The 17834-nt window shown below is 73.1% G+C and carries 11 protein-coding genes; 5 read left to right on the forward strand and 6 right to left on the reverse strand.

The window, feature by feature from the left end:
* Positions 1-138: 138 nt before the first annotated feature.
* Both DPM19_RS31410 and DPM19_RS35945 read right to left on the reverse strand, forming a co-directional pair.
* Positions 139-639 carry a hypothetical protein gene (locus tag DPM19_RS31410; RefSeq protein WP_199485383.1) on the reverse strand — a complete coding sequence of 167 codons (501 nt, stop codon included), beginning with the start codon at positions 637-639 and terminating at the stop codon, positions 139-141.
* Positions 640-848: 209 nt separating this feature from the next.
* Entirely contained in the window at positions 849-974 is a 126-nt protein-coding gene (locus DPM19_RS35945; protein ID WP_199485384.1) for a DUF2000 family protein, read from the reverse strand.
* A gap of 116 nt (positions 975-1090) precedes the next feature.
* Here DPM19_RS35945 and DPM19_RS31420 point away from each other — a divergent pair, with 116 nt between their 5' ends.
* Both DPM19_RS31420 and DPM19_RS31425 read left to right on the forward strand, forming a co-directional pair.
* Positions 1091-1762, forward strand: a complete 672-nt coding sequence (locus DPM19_RS31420; protein WP_111871768.1) for an MOSC domain-containing protein — start codon at positions 1091-1093, stop codon at positions 1760-1762.
* A 58-nt stretch (positions 1763-1820) separates the two neighbouring features.
* Positions 1821-2816: a glutathione S-transferase family protein gene (locus DPM19_RS31425; protein ID WP_111871717.1), complete on the forward strand. Its 996-nt coding sequence runs from the start codon at positions 1821-1823 to the stop codon at positions 2814-2816.
* Positions 2817-3043: 227 nt separating this feature from the next.
* Here the strand turns inward: DPM19_RS31425 and DPM19_RS31430 are convergent, their stop codons facing one another.
* Complete coding sequence (locus tag DPM19_RS31430; RefSeq protein WP_111871718.1) at positions 3044-3622, reverse strand: dihydrofolate reductase family protein; 579 nt, start codon at positions 3620-3622, stop codon at positions 3044-3046.
* A 183-nt stretch (positions 3623-3805) separates the two neighbouring features.
* Between DPM19_RS31430 and DPM19_RS31435 the strand changes: the two genes are divergently transcribed.
* On the forward strand, positions 3806-4594 hold the full coding sequence (locus DPM19_RS31435; RefSeq protein ID WP_111871719.1) for a helix-turn-helix domain-containing protein: 789 nt from the start codon (positions 3806-3808) through the stop codon (positions 4592-4594).
* A gap of 20 nt (positions 4595-4614) precedes the next feature.
* On the opposite strand, the gene DPM19_RS31440 is transcribed toward DPM19_RS31435, so the two are convergent.
* Positions 4615-5850 carry a PucR family transcriptional regulator gene (locus tag DPM19_RS31440; RefSeq protein WP_233510971.1) on the reverse strand — a complete coding sequence of 412 codons (1236 nt, stop codon included), beginning with the start codon at positions 5848-5850 and terminating at the stop codon, positions 4615-4617.
* Between the two features lie 311 nt (positions 5851-6161).
* Here DPM19_RS31440 and qcrB point away from each other — a divergent pair, with 311 nt between their 5' ends.
* Positions 6162-7811: a cytochrome bc1 complex cytochrome b subunit gene (gene qcrB / locus DPM19_RS31445; RefSeq protein ID WP_111871720.1), complete on the forward strand. Its 1650-nt coding sequence runs from the start codon at positions 6162-6164 to the stop codon at positions 7809-7811.
* Here the strand turns inward: qcrB and ccrA are convergent.
* Together ccrA and DPM19_RS31450 are read right to left on the reverse strand one after the other, a co-directional pair.
* A complete protein-coding gene (ccrA, locus tag DPM19_RS35950) occupies positions 7796-9115 on the reverse strand; it encodes a crotonyl-CoA carboxylase/reductase (protein WP_199485386.1) in 1320 nt (439 codons plus the stop codon). The two genes, qcrB and ccrA, sit on opposite strands and share 16 nt — an antisense overlap.
* A 3-nt stretch (positions 9116-9118) precedes the next feature.
* Positions 9119-15511 carry a type I polyketide synthase gene (locus tag DPM19_RS31450; RefSeq protein WP_199485387.1) on the reverse strand — a complete coding sequence of 2131 codons (6393 nt, stop codon included), beginning with the start codon at positions 15509-15511 and terminating at the stop codon, positions 9119-9121.
* 484 nt (positions 15512-15995) lie between these two features.
* Here DPM19_RS31450 and DPM19_RS31455 point away from each other — a divergent pair, with 484 nt between their 5' ends.
* On the forward strand, positions 15996-17819 hold the full coding sequence (locus tag DPM19_RS31455) for an MFS transporter (RefSeq protein ID WP_233510973.1): 1824 nt from the start codon (positions 15996-15998) through the stop codon (positions 17817-17819).
* Positions 17820-17834: the final 15 nt, after the last annotated feature.

Genomic DNA, 17834 nt, shown 5'->3' on the forward strand with positions numbered 1-17834 from the left:
GATCGGGCCATCCTCGCCGACCCGGGCACGCCGCGCACAGAACTCGCCCGCCCGCCCCAACGGACGGAACAGGCCGCCTCCGCGACGCGCTCGCCGCAGCCACGGCACCGCGGGTATCAGACACCGGACCAGCACTCCCTAGGCGAGCGAACGTGGGTTGCGGGACAGGTACTCGGCGCCGAGCCGGCGGACGCCCGCGTAGTCGGCGCTGGTCAGGGTGGTCCGGAACGGCTTGTGCAGGCCGGTCACGATGACCAGCAGCGGCCGGCCGGCGTTCGCCGCGGCGTAGTCGAGCAGGCAGTACAGCCGGTAGTGGTGCCGCCCCCGGCCGCCGCCGGGCCGGGGGCCGTCCTTGCGCACCTCGAACCAGCCCGCCATCTCGCCGTGCATCGCCTCCCAGTACCCGCCGCCCGCGAACCGGCAGGGCGGGGCGGCGGCCACCTGGGTCACGATCGCCGCGAACCCGGCCCGCACCGGTGCCGGGCAGCCGCGCAGGAACTCCCGCCCCGGCACCGCCTCGCCCGGATCGTCACCGGCGTGCCGCCGGAAGTAGACCACCTCGTGCGGGTCGTCGCGCCCCGGCCGGACCCGCACCGCCGCCGCCCCGCGGGACGAGCGGGCATCCGTGTACGACGACACCAGCACCCGCCTCCCCCGAAGCGCCGACCAAGCGTGGAGGCATCCTATCGAACACAGTTTCGAATGAAAAGGAGAGTGGAACTTGCGGCGAAATGCTCCGACTTCCCTTCCGGCAATTCCCACCAAATAGGCGTTGCCGAGCTGATCGGTCGTCGGCCTCCAGCCGGTTCACAGCCGGGCGGCCATGACAGCTGCTTCTCTGGTCGCGTTCAGGGAAGCAGCGGCAGGCGGCCGACGATCTTGTCGATCCGGTTCCGGGGTCCGACGATGCTGACCGCGTAGTAATCGATCCGGTCGGCCGGCGTCTCCGCCGCGGTCGGGGTCTCGCCGGCCACGGCGCTGGACCGGACACGGGCGCTGCGGGAGCGCGGGGTCGTCCGCGGCGCGGTCTCGGACGAGTTCGGAGGAACAGTTCGTCGCGCCTCCATTGACAGGCGGTAAGGTGCGAACCGTGGCTCAGGTGCTTTCAGTGAACGTCGGGCGGCGGCAGGCCGTCGGGTACGCCGCCACCGGGTTCACCGGGATCGACAAGCGGCCCGTCGAAGGGCCGGTCGCCGTGGCGGCGCCGGGGCCGCCGGGGACCGGGGGCGGCGGGCTCTCCGGGGACGTGATCTCCGACCTGCGGGTCCACGGCGGCGACGACCAGGCCGTCTACGCCTACGCGCGGGAGGATCTCGACGGGTGGGCCGGGGAGCTGGGCCGCGAACTGGCCAACGGGATGTTCGGCGAGAACCTGACCACCACCGGGATCGACGTCACCGGGGCGCTGGTCGGCGAGCGGTGGCGGATCGGCCGCGACCTCCTCCTGGAGGTCACCTCCCCGCGCACCCCGTGCCGCACGTTCGCCGAGTGGCTGGCGGAGCGGGGCTGGGTGAAGCGGTTCACGCAGGCCGCCAGGCCCGGCGCCTACCTGCGGGTGATCGAGCCCGGCGAGGTCCGGGCCGGCGACCCCGTCGAGATCGTGTCGCGGCCGGACCACGAGGTGACGGTCGGGTTCTGCTTCCGCGCGATCACCCTCGAAGGCGACCTGCTGCCGCGGGTCCTGGCCGCCGGGGACGCGCTCAACGCGGTCTACGCCGCCGAGATCCGCCGGCGCGTCGCCAAACGGTCACACGATGCGTGACATGTCCCCCGGGCGGGGATAGAACGGGCCGCCGACCCCCTGTGCACAGGAGCCTCCCATGACCACCACGCCGGACACCAAGGAATTCAAGCGCTCCCCCAGCCACTTCGCCGACCGGATCACCGCCGACGGGGCGGACGGCTGGCCGGTCGAGGCGGGCCGGTACCGGCTGGTGGTCAGCCGGGCGTGCCCGTGGGCGAACCGGGCGATGATCGTGCGGCGGCTGCTCGGGCTGGAGGGCGCGATCTCGCTGGCGATCACCGACCCGATCCAGGACGAGCGGAGCTGGCGGTTCACCCTCGACCCCGGCGACCGCGACCCGGTGCTCGGGATCGCCTACCTGTCCGAGGCGTACCTGGCCCGCGAACCCGGCTACACCGGCGGGATCAGCGTCCCCGCGATCGTGGACGTGCCGTCCGGGACGCTGGTGACCAACGACTACCAGCAGATCACGCTCGACCTGGAGCGCGAGTGGACGGCGCTGCACCGCCCCGGCGCACCCGACCTGTACCCCGAGCACCTGCGCGACGAGATCGACGCGGTGATCGAGGACGTCTACCGGGACGTCAACAACGGGGTGTACATGGCCGGCTTCGCCACCCGCCAGCGCGCGTACGAGCAGGTGGCGACCCGGCTGTTCGAGCGGCTGGACGCGCTGGAGGAGCGGCTGTCCACCCGGCGCTACCTGGTCGGCGACACCATCACCGAGGCCGACGTTCGGCTGTTCGTGACCCTGGTCCGGTTCGACGCGGTCTACCACGGCCACTTCAAGTGCAACCGCACCAAGCTCACCGAGCTGCCCGCGCTGTGGGCATACGCCCGCGACCTGTTCCAGACCCCGGGCTTCGGCGACACCGTGGACTTCGACCACATCACCCGGCACTACTACGCCGTCCACCGCCAGATCAACCCCACGGGCATCGTCCCGATCGGCCCCGACCCGCGCACCTGGCTCACCCCGCACGGCCGCGAGTCCCTGGGCGGCCGCCCCTTCGGCGACGGCACCCCGCCCGGCCCGCCCCCCACCACGGAAACCGTCCCGCCCCTGACCTGACCCCACCGCCTGGTGATCCTTCAGCATCCGGTGCGCTACGGCGCCCTGGATGCTGAAGGATCACCAAGCCAAGGTCCTGGCCCCGCTGATCCTTCAGGATCCAGGGCGCTCCAGCACCCCGAAAGCTGAAGGATCAGGGCTACGTGCGCTCTCATCAGGTGGCCCTTCGGCTTTCAGGGCGTCATGCGGCCCCGGAGGCCGAAGCCCTTGACGGGGGTGCGGCGGGCTCAGGTGTGCAGGGTGGGCCGGTAGACGAGCTCCTGGGTGTGGCCGTCGAGGGTGCGGCTCTCGATCAGCTCCAGGTCGAAGTCGGCCGCGCCCTGGAAGATGGGGTCCTGCCCGGTCCGGCCGGTGATCACCGGGAAGAGCGTCACCTGGACGCGGTCGACCAGGCCGGCGGCCATCAGCGTCCGGTTCAGCGACAGGCTGCCGTGCGAGCGCAACGGCACCGGGGACTCCTCCTTGAGCCGGGCGACGGCGTCGACGGCGTCGCCGCTCACGAGGGTCGCGTCCGGCCAGTCGAGGGGCCCCTCCAGCGTGGTCGACACCACCGTCGCCGGCAGGTTCCGCATCCGGGTGACCCAGGGGTCGCGCACCTCGGACTCCTCGGTGCTCGAGGCCAGCATCCGCGCGAACACCCGGTAGGTGTCGGCTCCGAAGACCATCCGCTGCTCCTCGCCGTACAGGGCGAGGCGGCGGTCGAGCAGTTCGGGGCCCTGCTTGCCCCAGTAGCCGGTCCAGTCGCCGCCGGCGGCGCCGTAGCCGTCGAGGCTGGAAAAGACGTCGAAGGTGTAGGTGGCGGTCATGACGCTCTCCTGGTGAGTGGCGACCGGCCCGTTGCCGGCCTCTCACCCTGACTACGAACGGGCTCGACGCCATTCGACATCGCCGCGCGACGAACATGAGGTCCACTTTTCCGGGGTGCCATCGCGCCCTGGTGGCCGGAGGAGCACGGGAGATTGTCGGAGGGGCGGCGTACGCTCCCGGGCATGGAGGTGGCGCGGAGGCCGGAACATCCGCTGCTGCGGAGGTTCGTGCGGTCGGTCGGGTACTACGAGTTCGGCGGGCCCACAGTGCGGGAGCGGATGCTGCCGACCGGGGCGATGCAACTGCTGGTGAACCTGGACGCCGACGAGATGCACGAGTACGACGGCGACCGGGTGCTGCGGTTCGGCGGGGCCGTGATGCAGGGGGCCCGGTCGCACTACTGCGAGAGCGACACCGACCAGCAGCGGGCGATCGCGGTGGTGTCGTTCGAGCCGGGCGGGGGGTTCCCGTTCTTCGCCGCGCCGCCCGCGGCGACCGCCGGGCACCTGGTGGAGATCGACGCGCTGTGGGGGCGGCCCGGCGCCGTGCTGCGGGAGCGGCTGCTGGAGGCCGCCTCGCCCGAGGCGAAGCTGCGCGTCCTGGAGGACGTGCTGCTGGAGAACGCCGCCGAGCCGCCGGAACCGGCGATCGCCTGCGCGGTGGCGACCCTGGAGCGCGGGGCGCCGGTCGGGGAGGTCGCCGACCGGCTCGGCTTGACGACCAAGACGTTCACCCGCCGGTTCCACGACCGGGTCGGGCTCACCCCGAAGCGCTACGCGCGGGTGCGGCGGTTCCAGCGCGCGCTGGCGTCCGTGCCGCACGACCGGCCGCCCGACTGGGCCGAGATCGCGGTGAGCTGCGGCTACTACGACCAGTCGCACCTGATCCGCGACTTCCACGAGTTCGCCGGGATGAGCCCGACCCGGTACCGGCCCCGCGCACCGCACGAGCTCAACCACGTCCCCGTGTGAGCCTCCCCGGGCCGGGCCGGTCAGCGGGTGACGGCGGGGTCGGCGGCGAGGGCGAAGCGGTCGCCCGACAGCATTCGCCGGACGCGGAGCACGATCTCCAGGTCGAAGCAGAGTTCGGGGTCGAGCAGTTGGTCGCCGAACAGCTCGTCCAGTTGCCGCAGCCGGTAGCGGACGGTCTGCGGGTGGACGTGCAGGCGGCTGGCGACCTCGTTGGCGTTGCGGCTCGACTGCAGCCAGGCCAGGAGCGTCTCGGCCAGCCGGTCCTGCTGGCTGGGGCGCAGGTGTTCCAGTGGGGCCAGCCGTAGCGCGCCCAGGCCGGCGAGCAGGTCCTCGTCCTCGAACAGGATCAGCGTGGACATGTGCTCGACGCTGCGGGCCACGCCACAGGGCTCGATGATCTTTCGCTCCACCAGGGCCAGCGTCTTGCGGGCCCACCGCATCGAGCGGGCCGCCTCGGCGACCGGCACGGTCGGGCCGAGCGCGACGGTGCGGCCGTGCAGCGCCCGGTCGACCATCCGGGACCGGCCGGGGCCGTCCGGGTCGGGCACGATCAGCGCCGGTTCGTGCCGGGTGAGGTCGACCAGGACGTCGGCGGGGAAGACGGGTTGCGGCTCGTCCCGGTGCAGGCGGCTCAGTGCCGCGACGGCCACCGTCCGGGGCATCGGCCAGTGCGCGGCGGCGGCGTGCTCGGCGATCGGCTCGGGCGACACCGGCGGGTCGGTCAGCAGCATGTCGATCAGGTGCCTGCGGCGGCGTTGCATCGCCCCGACGACGTCCGCCCGGGCCTGTGCGTGCCCCTCGGCCGCCGCCTCGGCCAGTTCGTGCTGGAACAGCAGCAGGTCCTCGCCCAGCGTGCCCAGCGTGCGGGGCAGCGCGCCGAACCGGTCGGCCCCGGTCACGACGTGCCGCCAGGCGACCAGCCCGCCGACGCGCAGTGCGGTGTGGATCGTCTCCAGGTCGCGTCCCTCGGCCGCCTCACTGCGGCCGATCGCCCGGAAGAACTCCATGACCGGGCGGGGGTCCGCCTCGACGTAGGAGATCCGGTCGGTGAAGTGCTGGAGCACGCTCTCGACGACGTACCGGAGGGTGGCCGAGCAGGGGTCGTCCTCGGGACGGTCGTACTCGCGCACCCGGCTCCGGATCTCGGTGATCACGTCGTCGACCACCGCGTCCAGGTGCGGTCCGAGCCGGCCGGCCAGGTCCCGGGGTGCGCCGGCCCGGGACCGGCCGACGGCTACAAGGTTCGTGCCTGCCACGTGGCGGCCTCCTGCCTTGGTCGCCCCCGCCGGTGGGAGGGCGCTCGATGTAACTGATTACTTACGTGAGCTACATCATGTCCCGGAAACCCGCCAGTACGCAAGGCCACTTCCCCGACACCCCCGACGACCTGCAACCATCACCCTGAGTTAGGGCGAGCCACCGCGGAGAGTACGATCGGTGTCGTCCCCCTGGATGAAAATTCGTGCATCGATGTCACATTCCGGGTACGGGGCACGTCTCCAGGGGAGAGCCACCACGAAGGCGCGGGCGGCGCCGTCCGCGCAGGAGACGACCCAGGGAGTCCGGCGTGAGCGATTCCTCGACTCGGCGGCCGCCCAAGGCACTCGCCGGCCTCGGCTCGGCGACCGACGACCGGTTCGGCGGTGCCGCGTTCGCCAAGAAGGCGATCCGCAAGGCGTTCCCCGACCACTGGAGCTTCCTCCTCGGTGAGATCGCGCTGTACAGCTTCGTGATCATCCTCATCACCGGGGTCTTCCTGACCTTCTTCTTCCAGCCGAGCGGCACCGAGACCGTCTACAACGGCTCGTACGAGAAGCTGCGCGGCGTCACCATGAGCGAGGCCTACGCCTCCACCCTGCACATCAGCTTCGACGTCCGCGGCGGGCTGCTGACCCGGCAGATCCACCACTGGGCGACGGTCCTGTTCCTGGCCTCGATCCTCGTCCACCTGCTGCGCAACTTCTTCACCGGCGCGTTCCGCAAGCCCCGCGAGCTGAACTGGCTGATCGGCGTCGTGCTGTTCATCCTGGTGCTGCTCAACGGGCTGTTCGGCTACTCGCTCCCCGACGACCTGCTGTCGGGCACCGGGCTGCGCATCCTGGAAGGGGTGCTGCTGTCGATCCCGGTGGTGGGAACGTACCTGACGCTGTTCCTGTTCGGCGGGGAGTTCCCGAGTTCCGCGAGCTTCCTGCCCCGGCTGTACACCATCCACGTGCTGCTGATCCCCGGCATCCTGGCCGCGCTGATCCCGCTGCACGCGGTGGTGCTCACCTGGCGGGCGACCCACACCCAGTTCCCGGGCCGGGGCAGCACCAACCGGACGGTCCGCGGCTACCCGTTCTTCCCGGTGTTCATCGCCAAGACCACCGCCTACTTCCTGTGGACGTTCGCGGCGGTGACGGTCCTGGCCGCCTTCTTCCAGATCAACCCGGTCTGGCTGTACGGGCCCTACGACCCGGGGGCGATCAGCGCGGGCTCCCAGCCCGACTGGTACATGGGCTTCCTGGAGGGCGCGCTGCGGATGATGCCGTCCTGGCAGATCGAGCTGTGGGGGCACACCCTCGCGATGAGCGTGATCATCCCGGCCCTGGTGGTGCCCGGGCTGCTGTTCACCGGGCTGGCCGTCTACCCGTTCCTGGAACGCTGGGTGACCGGTGACCGCGAGATCCACCACCTGCTCGACCGGCCGCGCGACGTGCCCGCGCGGACCGGCATCGGGATGGCCGGGGTGACGTTCTACGGCATCCTCTGGCTGGCCGGCGCCAACGACATCATCGCCGACCGGTTCCAGATCTCGCTGTTCGCGACGACCTGGTTCTTCCGCTTCGCGATCTTCCTGGGCCCGGTGCTCGCCTACATCGTGGCGTACCGCATCTGCCTGGGCCTGCAACGGCGCGACCGCGACCTGGTGGCGCACGGGCTGGAGACCGGCACCATCCGGCAGGGCGCGGACGGCGAGTTCTACGAGGTGCACCGGCACATCGACGTGCCCCGGATCACCGACCCGCGGCCCCGGGCGGCGGTGCCGCTCGGCGAGCCGGACGGGGAGGGCATCCCGCCCAAGGAGGCCCGCGGCCCGCTCGGCCGCACCCGGGTCGCGCTGAACCGGCACTTCCGCGCGGATCTGGCGGTCCCGCCGAACGGCGAGCGCAGGGCCAAGGAGGCTGAGGAGATCGAGGCCCCGCGCCCGCCGGAGGTCGATCAGCGGCGCCGGTAGAGGGTGATCCTGTCCTCGCCGATGCGCTCGCGCTTGGCGGGGTCGTCGACGCCCTGGTGCTCCTCGGTGGCGGCGCAGAGCACGGCGACCTTGCCGACGTGCTGGTTGGTCTGCACCGCGCGGGTGGCCTCACCGACCTCGTCCAGCGTGAAGACCGTGGACAGCGTCGGGTGGATCATGCCCAGGTTGATCAGCCGGTTGGTGGCCACGGCCTCGGCGTAGTTGAAGCCGTGGCTGCCGATGATGCGCTTGAGCCGCATCCACAGGAACCGGTTGTCGAACTCGTGCTTGTACCCGGTCGAGGAGCCGCAGGTGACGACGACGCCACCGCGGGCGGCCACGTACACCGAGGCGCCGAAGGTCTCCTGGCCCAGGTACTCGAAGACGATCTGCGGGTCCTCGCCGACCAGCCGGCGGACCGCCTCGCCGAGGACGCGCCCCGCCTTGGGGTGCCGCATGCCGTGCTCGCCGAACTCGAACTCGGAGCGGTTGATCACGTGTTCGCAGCCCTGCGCCCGGACCAGCTCGGCCTTCTCCGCGGAGGAGACCACGGCCACCGGGATGCCGCCGCCGTTGCGGACGAGCTGGGTGGCGTACGAGCCGAGCCCGCCGGTGCCGCCCCAGATCAGCACCACGTCGCCCTGCTTCATCCGGGCGCTGTGCAGGCCGACGAGCATCCGGTACGCGGTGGCCGCGCACAGCGTGTTGGACGCCGCCTCCTCCCAGCTCAGGTGGGTCGGCTTGGGGATCAGCTGGTTGGCCTTGACCACGCAGAAGTCACCGAAGGCGCCGAAGTTGTTCTCGAAGCCCCAGGCGAGCTGCCCGGTGGCCAGCATCGAGTCCTCGTAGGAGAGGTGGTCCTCCTCGTCGAAGATCCCCGGGGAGACGACGACCTTGTCGCCGACCTTCCACTTGCGCACCCCGGACCCGATCCGGACGACCACGCCGCAGGCGTCCGAACCGAGGATGTGGTACGGCAGGTCGTGCCGGGCGCCGTTCCAGCCCGTCCGGCCGAGCTTCTCCAGGAAGGCGAAGGTCGGCACCGGCTCGAAGATCGCCGACCAGACGGTGTTGTAGTTGATCGCGGCGGCCATCACCGCGACGACCACCTCGTCGGGGGCGAGCTCCGGCATGTCCACATCGCCGACGTGGATCGACCGGCGCACGTCCTTGTCGGTCATCCCGTCGAAGATGCCGACCTCGTCCTTGCGGGTGTACGCGGCCCGGAACCTGGTCGGCAGGTCCAGGGCCTGGAGTTCGCCACCGGCCGCGCCGGCTCTGACAGCTTCCAGCAGGTCAGACATCGATCATCCTCCGGTTACGGGGATCGGTCCCGATTCGTGCACTGCGAGCTGCTCGGCCAGGTGTGCGGCGAGTACCTCCACGCCCGGCGGGTCGAGCAGGTTGAGATGGTGAACCCCCGGGATCGTGACGATCTCCAGGTTGGAGCAGAGCCCCCCGAAACCGTTGGTCCCATCGAGCTCGTAGCGGGTGTCCCGCACGGCCCACGGCGTCTCCTCCGGCGCGTGGTACAGCACCACGCGGCCGGCGTAGGGGCCGGGCGTGTACGCCTCCAGCGAGCGGGTGTCCTGATGGGAGGTGAGCTGGTGGGTCAGCACCGCGGGCGGCAGGTACTCGATCAGCGGTGCCGCGCGCTCCATCACCAGCGCGAACTGCGCGTCCTCGTCCAGGCCGGCCAGTTCCTCGTAGCCGAGGGTCAGGTCCAGGCCGTAGGTCTCGTTGAGGTAGCCGACGAACGCGGCGAACCGGCGGGCGAGGGTGTCGGACTCGTCCTCGACCGGCCGCGGTAGACCCGCGTCGAACAGCGCGACCAGTTCGACCTCGCGGCCGGCGGAGGTGAGCTGCCGGGCGGTCTCGTAGGCGAGTACCCCGCCGAACGACCACCCGCCGAGCCGGAACGGCCCCTCGGGCTGCGCCGCCTGGAGGTGCTCGGCGTAGCGGGCCGCCCGCTCCACCACGCTGGGCGCGTCCTCGAACCGCTCCAGCCCGTACACCGGGCGGTCGGGGCCGAGCAGCGCGACGAGCTGCTGGTAGCAGCCGGTGGTGCCGCCCGCCGGATGCGCGATGAAGATCGGCAGCCGGCCGGTGGCGCCGGCGTTGAGCGGCCGGACGGTCTGCCGCGCCGCCTCCTCGTCGACCGACCGGATGAGCTCGGCGACGTGCTCGGGCGTCGGGACGGCGAACACCTCCGACCGGCTGATCTCGCCGCCCAGCTCGGCCACCAGGTGGGCCACCACCTGGTCGGCCTGGTGGTCCTGGCCGCCCAGCTCGAAGAAGTCGTCGGTGGCGCCGACCGGGCGGACGCCGAGAACGTCCTCGAAGATCCGCGCGGCCAGCCGCTCGGCGGCGTCCCGCGGCAGCACGTAGGGACGGCCGGCCGGGGCGGCCTCCGCCCCGGCGGTGCTGCTCGGGGCGGCGTCCAGCCCCAGCTCGCCCGCCGCCCACTCCTCGAACGCGTTGACGCTGGCGCCCTGGAGCAGGATCGCGGCGGGCACGGTCAGCCCGAGGTCGTGCTCGACCGCGCTCTTGATCCGCACCGCCACCAGCGAGTCGAGTCCCAGGTCGGTCAGCGGGGTCGCCGGGTCCAGCCGGTCGGCGTCGAAGCCGAGCACCGCGGCGACCCGGTACCGGACCTGGCCGGCGATCAGCCGCCGGGCCTCCGCCGGGTCGGTCACCTCGCGCAGCGCCGCCGCGCCGATCCACTCCCCGCCGTCGCCGGCCGCCACGTCCGCCGCCTCGACCAGCGCGGCGAAGTACGGCATCCGCCGGATCTCGGGGAACAGCGCGAGCGCCGTCGCCGGGTCGAACCGCAGCACGCCGGTGGCGGGCCGGTCGTGCGCGAGCAGGACCTCCAGCGCCTCCGCGCCCTCCTCGGGGCTGATCGGGTCGAGCACCGCGACCGACAGGTCGGCGGCGCCGCCGACCCGCGCCCAGGTGCCCCAGTTGACCGTGGTGCCGGGCAGCCCCTGCGCCCGCCGCCAGGTGATCAGCGCGTCCAGGGCGGCGTTGGCGGCGGCGTAGGAGCCCTGGCCGGGCGAGCCGAGCAGCGCCGCGGCCGAGGAGTGCACGGCGAAGAAGTCCAGGTCGAGGCCGGCGGTGGCGGCGTGCAGCCGGTGCGCGCCGGTGACCTTCGCCGCCCAGACCCGGGCCAGGTCCGCCCGGCCCAGGTCGGCGACCAGCCGGTCGTCCATGACGCCCGCGCCGTGCACCACCCCGCACAGCCGGCGGCCGCCCTCCTGGGCCACCTCGACCAGCCGCTCGGCCGTGCCGGGCGCGGCGACGTCGCCGAGCACGACGCCGACGTCCACCCCGCTCTCGCGCAGCCGGGCGATGGTCTTCTCCGCCTCGGGGGACGGCCCGGACCGGCCCGACAGCACGATCCGGCACGCGCCGCGCTCGGCCAGCATCCGCGCGGTGACCAGGCCGACTCCGCCGTACCCGCCGGTGATGATGTATGACCCGCCGCGCCGGACGACCCGGCGTGGCCGACCGGTGAACGGCGGGGCGGCGGCCAGCCGGGCCGCGTACCGCCGGCCGTCGCGCCAGGCGACCTCGGCGTCCTCGCCGGGCCCGGCGAACTCGGCGGCCAGTTCGGAGGCGGAGCCGGCGTCCACCAGGGTGGCGCGCAGCGCGGGGTGCTCGAAGCCCAGCACCCGCACCAGCGCCCGCACCGGGGCCTGGCCGGGGTCGCCGGCCTCGCCCGCGGCGACCGCCAGCGCGCCCCGGGTCGCCACGAACAGCCGGGGCGGCGGGGCGCCGGCGGCCAGGGCGCGGGCCAGCGCGGCGGTGGCGAAGATCAGCCGTTCGTCGGTCAGCTCGGCGGGCGGCACCATGAGGACCCGGGCGGGCCGGTGCTCCAGCGCCGCGCGGGCGGCGGGCTCGGCGTCGTCCCAGTCGACCGGGACGGTGGACGTCCCGCCGTCCTCGTCGAGGACCAGCAGCCCCCCGCCGGGGAACACCTCCTCGACCAGGGAGGTGTCGGCGGGCTCGATCGGGTCGGTCTCCGCCCAGGTCGGCTCGATGAGCTTGTCGGCCAGCGGGACGGGGACGTCCGCGCGCTCCACCCGGCGCAGCACCACGCCGGTGGCGGCCAGCAGCACCCGGCCGTCTCCGTCGAGCAACTGGACGGCGCCCAGCGGCCCCTCCTCACCGTGCACCACCTCGGCCCGGCAGGACCCGCCCCGGTGGGTCGGGCCGTACACGCGCAGCGAGCCGATCGACTCGGGCAGCCACGTCCCCTCGCCGGCCGCGGCGCCGAGCGCCGCCAGGCAGCGGTCGAGGACCTCCGGGTGCAGGCGGTGGTGCCGGCTGCCGCGGGCCGCCGGCTCGATCGGGATGCCCTCCCCGGCGGCCGGCGGGGTTGCGGGACGGTCGTCGGTCACGACGTCGGCGGCGGCCACCCGGACCCAGGTCCCGGCGGCGGTGCGGGCGTGGATCTCCACCTGCTGGTCGGCCTCCGCGTAGGTGGTGGTGACGGTGACCCCGTCGCCCAGCGGCAGCGGCCGCTCCAGCCAGAGCGCGTTCACCCGGATCTCGCCGGTGCCCAGCACCTGGCCGGCGGCGGCCAGCGCCATCTCGGCCTGGGCGGCGGCGGGCAGCAGGGCGATGCCGTGCACCCGGGCGGCGGCGAGCCAGCCCTCGGCGGCCAGGTCGGCGCGCCAGGCGTGCCGGTCCTCGCCGGGCAGCTCGACGTGCGCGCCCAGCAGCGGGTGCTCGTCGCGGCCGCCGTTCGGGCGGGCGGGGGGCGCCATCCAGTGCCGCTCGTGCCGCCAGGGGGCGAGCGGCAGGTCGGCGACCGCGCCGCCCGCCGGGCCGGCCACGGCGAAGCCGTGCGCGGCCAGGGTGGCGAGCTGGGCGTGGAAGGTGAGCGTGTCGTCGGTCTCCTCGCCCTTGCGGGCCCGCTTGAGGGTGTGGACGACCAGCGCGCCCTCGCCCTCCAGGGTCTCGTTCACCGCCGGGGCCAGGATCGGGTGCGCGTTCACCTCGATGAACGTGCGGTGGCCGTCCTCGGCGGCGGCGGCCACCGCGGCGGCCAGCCGGACCGGGTTGCGCAGGTTGGCGGCCCAGTAGCCGGCGTCCAGGGTGGCCGCGGCGCGGGGGTCGTCGAGCGCGGTGGTGTAGAGCGTCACGCCGTGCGGTTCCCGTGGCCGGAGGTCGGTGAGCTGGGCGCGCAGCGGGTCCAGCAGCGGGTCGACCTGCGGCGAGTGCCCGGCGCCCTCGGCCTTCACCATCCGGGCCAGCCGTCCCTCGGCTTCGGCCCGTTCGACCACGGCGGCGACCTGGTCGGCGTCGCCGGTCACCACGGTCTGCCGGGGCGAGGAGTACACGGCGGGGTACACCTCGGGCAGGTCGCGGGTGAGCGCCCGCACCTCCTCGGCGGACGCGCCGAGCACGGCCATCGCGCCGCCGCCGACCAGCTTGCCCAGCAGGCGGGAGCGCCGGCAGATGACCTTGACGCCGTCCTGGAGCGACAGGGCGCCCGCGACCACGGCGGCGGCGACCTCGCCCATGGAATGGCCGATCACGGCGGCGGGGACCACCCCGTAGCCGGCCCACATCCGGGCCAGGCCGAGCTGCACGCCGAACAGCGCCGGCATGATCTCTTCCGGGCCCTGTGGCTCGCGGCCCTCCTCCAGCATCTCCCAGAGGGAGAAGCCCAGCTCGTCCGCGACCAGCGGGTCGAGGTCGTCGATCGCCTCGGCGAACGCGGGCTCCTCCTCCAGCAGCCGCCGCGCCATGCCGGGGCGTTGCGCCCCGTACCCGGAGAACACCAGCACCGGCCGGGCCGGGGTACCCAGCGCGCTGCCGGTCGCCAGGCCCGGGTGCGGGCGGCCGTCGGCCAGCGCGCGCAGCCCGTCGGCCAGCCCGGCCCGGTCGCGGGCCACCACGGCGGCGCGGGCCCGGCCCCGGCCGTTGCGCCGGTGCAGGGTCAGCGCGACGTCGGCGAGGGGGACGTCCTCGCGTTCCGCCACCCAGTCCGCCAGCGCGGCGGCGTGGTCGCGGATGCGGTCGGCGTCGGCGTCCGACAGCGGGTACGCCCGGACGGGCGCAGCGGACGGCTCGGGGCGGCGCGCCGGGGCGGCTTCCAGCACCACGTGCGCGTTGGTGCCGCCGAAGCCGAAGCCGGAGACCCCGGCGCGGGCCGGGCGACCCCGGTCGGGCCAGGCGGTGGGTTCGGCGACGACCTGCAGCCGCAGGTCCTCGAACGGGATGTGCGGGTTGGGCTCGCGGTAGTGCAGGCTGCGCGGGATCTCGCCGTGCGCCAGCGCCAGCACGGTCTTGATCAGGCCGGCGATGCCCGCGGCCGACTCCAGGTGCCCGAGGTTGGACTTGACCGAGCCGATCAGCAGCGGCCGGTCCGCGGGCCGGCCCGCGCCCAGCACCTCGCCCATCGCCCGGGCCTCGATGGGGTCGCCGAGGAAGGTGCCGGTGCCGTGTGCCTCGATGTAGTCGACCTCGTGCGGGTCGATCCCGGTGGTGGCGTAGACATCGCGCAGCAGGGCCCGCTGGGCGTCGGCGTTGGGCGCGACCAGGCCGTTGGAGCGGCCGTCGGAGTTGACCGCGGAGCCGCGGATCACGGCGAGGACCCGGTCGCCGTCGCGCTCGGCGTCCGACAGCCGCTTGAGCACCACGGCGCCGCAGCCCTCGGCGCGCACCATGCCGTCGGCGGAGGCGTCGAAGGCCTTGCAGCGGCCGTCGGGGGCGGTGCCGCCGCCCTGGTCGAAGGTGATCGTGATGGTCGGTGACAGCAGCACGTTGACCCCGCCGGCCAGCGCCACGTCGCTCTCGCCGGCGCGCAGGCTGCGCACGGCCAGGTGGGTGGAGACCAGCGACGACGAGCACGCGGTGTCGACGATCATGCTGGGGCCACGGAGATCCAGCAGGTAGGACAGCCGGTTGGCGATGATGCTGAGCGCCGCGCCTGTCGCGGTCCAACCCTCCAGGGCCGCGAGGTCGGAGGCGGTGAGCGCCGCGTACTCCGGCGCGCTGACACCGACGAACACGCCGGTGCGGCTGCCGCGCAGCGCGGCCGGGGCCAGCCCCGCGTGCTCGAACGCCTCCCAGGCGACCTCCAGGACGAGGCGCTGCTGCGGGTCCATGACCTGGGCCTCGCGCGGGGTGATGCCGAAGAACCGGGCGTCGAAGCCGGCGATGTCGTCGAGGAAGCCGCCGTGCCGGGTGGTCCGGGCGAGCAGGTCGGCGACCTCGGGCGACCCGTCGTCGTAGGCGTCCCAGCGGCCCTCGGGGACCTGGCCGAGGGCGTCGCGGCCCTCGGTGAGCAGCTTCCAGTACTCCGCCGGGCCGGCGACGCCGCCGGGCAGCCGGCAGCCGAGGCCGATCACGGCGATGGGCTCGTCGTCGGCGACGGTGGCCCGGGGGGCGGGCTCCGCGGCGGGGGTCGTGTTCCCCGTCAGCGCGGCGGCCAGCAGGTTGATGGTCGGGTGCTCCCAGACCAGGGTGGCGGGCAGCGAGCGGCCGAGCATCTGCTCCAGCCCGCCGGCGACGGCCACGGCGTCGCGGGAGCCGAGGCCGAACTCTTCGAGGGGGCGGTCGGGGTCGATCTCGCCGGGGTCCAGGCGGGCCCGTTGGGCGATCTCCTCGATCAGGTGACGGCGGATGGCGTCTTCGGTGATCCGCGTATCGACCTGCGCGGTTTTGGAAGGATCATGCGACTGCATAGGTCCGGTTCCCTCCACAATGAACCCGAGGGTCGTTCAAGCGGAGGGACCACCTTGTCCTACTTTGACCGACCCATGATGCGCATCCAGACCACTTTTTCGGCTGACCCCCTTGTCACCGCTGTGACAAGGGCAAGGTACGGGTATGCAGTGGGGCCATAGGGGCTGAATGCGTTCACATGCGGTTTCGCAGTGTGCCATATATGGCCACGAATAGTAACAACTCCCTCTAAGAACCCTAAATATGCTTCTGTACCACCACTCTCCGTGGTCGCCGTACGAATTCACGCCGTGACTTCTCGTCATGGCGATTACGCGGCTCCCTGTGTTGAAGACGGGAATCTTCTGGACCAGTTGTCACTGAGATAACAAGACTCCGGATCACCCTCTATGGCCTGATAGGTGACGTCCGCCGACCTCTTGGACGAAAGTCCGGTTCGGCGCGTACATTCTCGTGTCACCCCGCAGCGACAGGTACGGACTCTTGACCCGCGGCCGGTACGGATGGGCACTGGCGGTCGTCGCCGTCAGCGCGTTCATGATCACCATGGACAACACGGTGGTCCATGTCGCGCTGCCCGTCATCCGCGACGACCTGCAGATGAGCTCGGGCACGCTGCAGTGGGTCGCCACCGGCTACATCCTGATGTTCTCCTGCCTGATGATCGCCGGTGGGCGGCTGGCCGACGTCTACGGGTGCCGGGCCGTCCTCATCACGGGCATGGCGATCTTCACCGGGTCCTCGCTGATCGCCGGCGTCGCGCCCGACGGCACCGTGCTCATCGCCGCCCGGGTGGTCCAGGGCGCCGGGGCCGCCCTCGCGCTGCCGTCCACCCTGGTCATCGTCACGGTGGGGCGCACCGACAAGCAGAAGTCCCTGGGCACCATCGTCTTCCTCGCCTCGTCCTCGGTGGCCATCGCCATCGGGCCGTTCGTCGGCGGCTTCATCGCCTCGCACTGGCACTGGGGCTGGATCTTCCTCATCAACGTGGTGCCGGGCATCGCGGTGATGCTGCTGGCGGCGGTCGTGGTCAGCGGCCGGCCCGAGCAGACCGGTACCCGGCTCGACCTGCCCGGGGTGCTCACCTCGGCCATCGCGCTGTTCGCGTTCACCTACGGACTGGACCAGGCGCACCGGCACGGCCTGCAGGACCCCACGGTGCTCGCCGTGTTCGGGCTGGCGGGCTCCGCCGCCCTGGCGTTCGTCCTCGTGGAGCGCTGGGCCCCCGACCCGATGATCAACCTGGAGTTCTTCCGGAACCGGGTGTTCACCGGCGGGCTCGTCACCCAGATGCTCTGGGGCATCGGGTTCAACGGGGTGCTGTTCTACACCTCCTTCTTTCTCCAGGACGTGCTGGGCTTCGCACCGACCAAGACCGGCCTGGTATTCCTGCCGCCCGCCATCCTCCTGCTGCTCATGACCCCGGTGTCGTTCTGGCTGGCCGAACGGATCGGCCCCCGGATCAGCATCGGCGGCGGGATGTGCGTGCTGGCGGCCGGGATGGCCAGCTTCACCGTGCTCCGCCCCGGGGACGGCCTGCCGCAGCTCATGCCCGGCGTGCTGGTGCTGAGCGCCGGCGCGGCGATGGCCATGCCGCTGGCCATGTACGTGCTCAAGTCGGTGCCCGAGGAGCGGGCCGGGGTGGCCAGCGGCATCCTCAACGTGGTCCGCGAGGTGTCCGTCGCATTCGGCATCGCGGTCCTCGGCGTCATCATCGCCGCGCTGGAGAAGCGCGCACTGGCCGGCGGCGCCGACAAAGTCGAGGCGTTCCGGCACGCCGTCTCCTTCGGACTGCTGATCGGCGGCGGGCTGGTACTGGCCGGCGGCCTGATCGTCGCACTGACCCTGCCGCGCCGGTCCGCCGCGCCTGTACCGGCGCGGCAGCCCCTCATGCTGGGCCCGGCGGCCATCCCACTGCCCGCGCGCGGCGCGGGCGGGCGGTGGCGCAGCGACACCCGGCGCGGCTCCGCCGGCCGGTGGATCCGCGACGCGCAGGGCGAGGGCGCCCGGCGGGCGGGACTGCGCGTCCCGCCGCCCCCTCCGCCGGAGGGGTGGCACGAGCCGTACATCCCACCGCAGGGTTCCGCGGCGGGCCCCACTGCGGACCGCGTGCCGGGCCCCACAGCGGATCTCACGGTGGACCGCGTGCCGGGCCCCCTGCCGAGCCCCACGGCGGACCACGTGCCGGGCCCGGCGGCGGACCGCGCCCCGGACCCCACGGCGGAACGCGTGCCGGCGGAGCGGCGACCTGTGGCCGCGCGGGTGGAACACGGTGGACCGGGGCGCTATCGTCGCGACCCCTGGTAGGCGCGAAAGGGTCGG

Origin of the sequence: Actinomadura craniellae, from assembly GCF_003289645.1 — a bacterium.
Lineage (GTDB): Bacteria > Actinomycetota > Actinomycetes > Streptosporangiales > Streptosporangiaceae > Actinomadura_D > Actinomadura_D craniellae.

Coding starts and splice junctions, on each gene's coding strand:
- DPM19_RS31425 (WP_111871717.1), top strand. CDS start 1,821: ATGACCACCACGCCGGACACCAAGGAATTCAAGCGCTCCCCCAGCCAC.
- ccrA (WP_199485386.1), bottom strand. CDS start 9,115: ATGTCTGACCTGCTGGAAGCTGTCAGAGCCGGCGCGGCCGGTGGCGAA.
- DPM19_RS31450 (WP_199485387.1), bottom strand. CDS start 15,511: ATGCAGTCGCATGATCCTTCCAAAACCGCGCAGGTCGATACGCGGATC.
- DPM19_RS31435 (WP_111871719.1), top strand. CDS start 3,806: ATGGAGGTGGCGCGGAGGCCGGAACATCCGCTGCTGCGGAGGTTCGTG.
- DPM19_RS31430 (WP_111871718.1), bottom strand. CDS start 3,622: ATGACCGCCACCTACACCTTCGACGTCTTTTCCAGCCTCGACGGCTAC.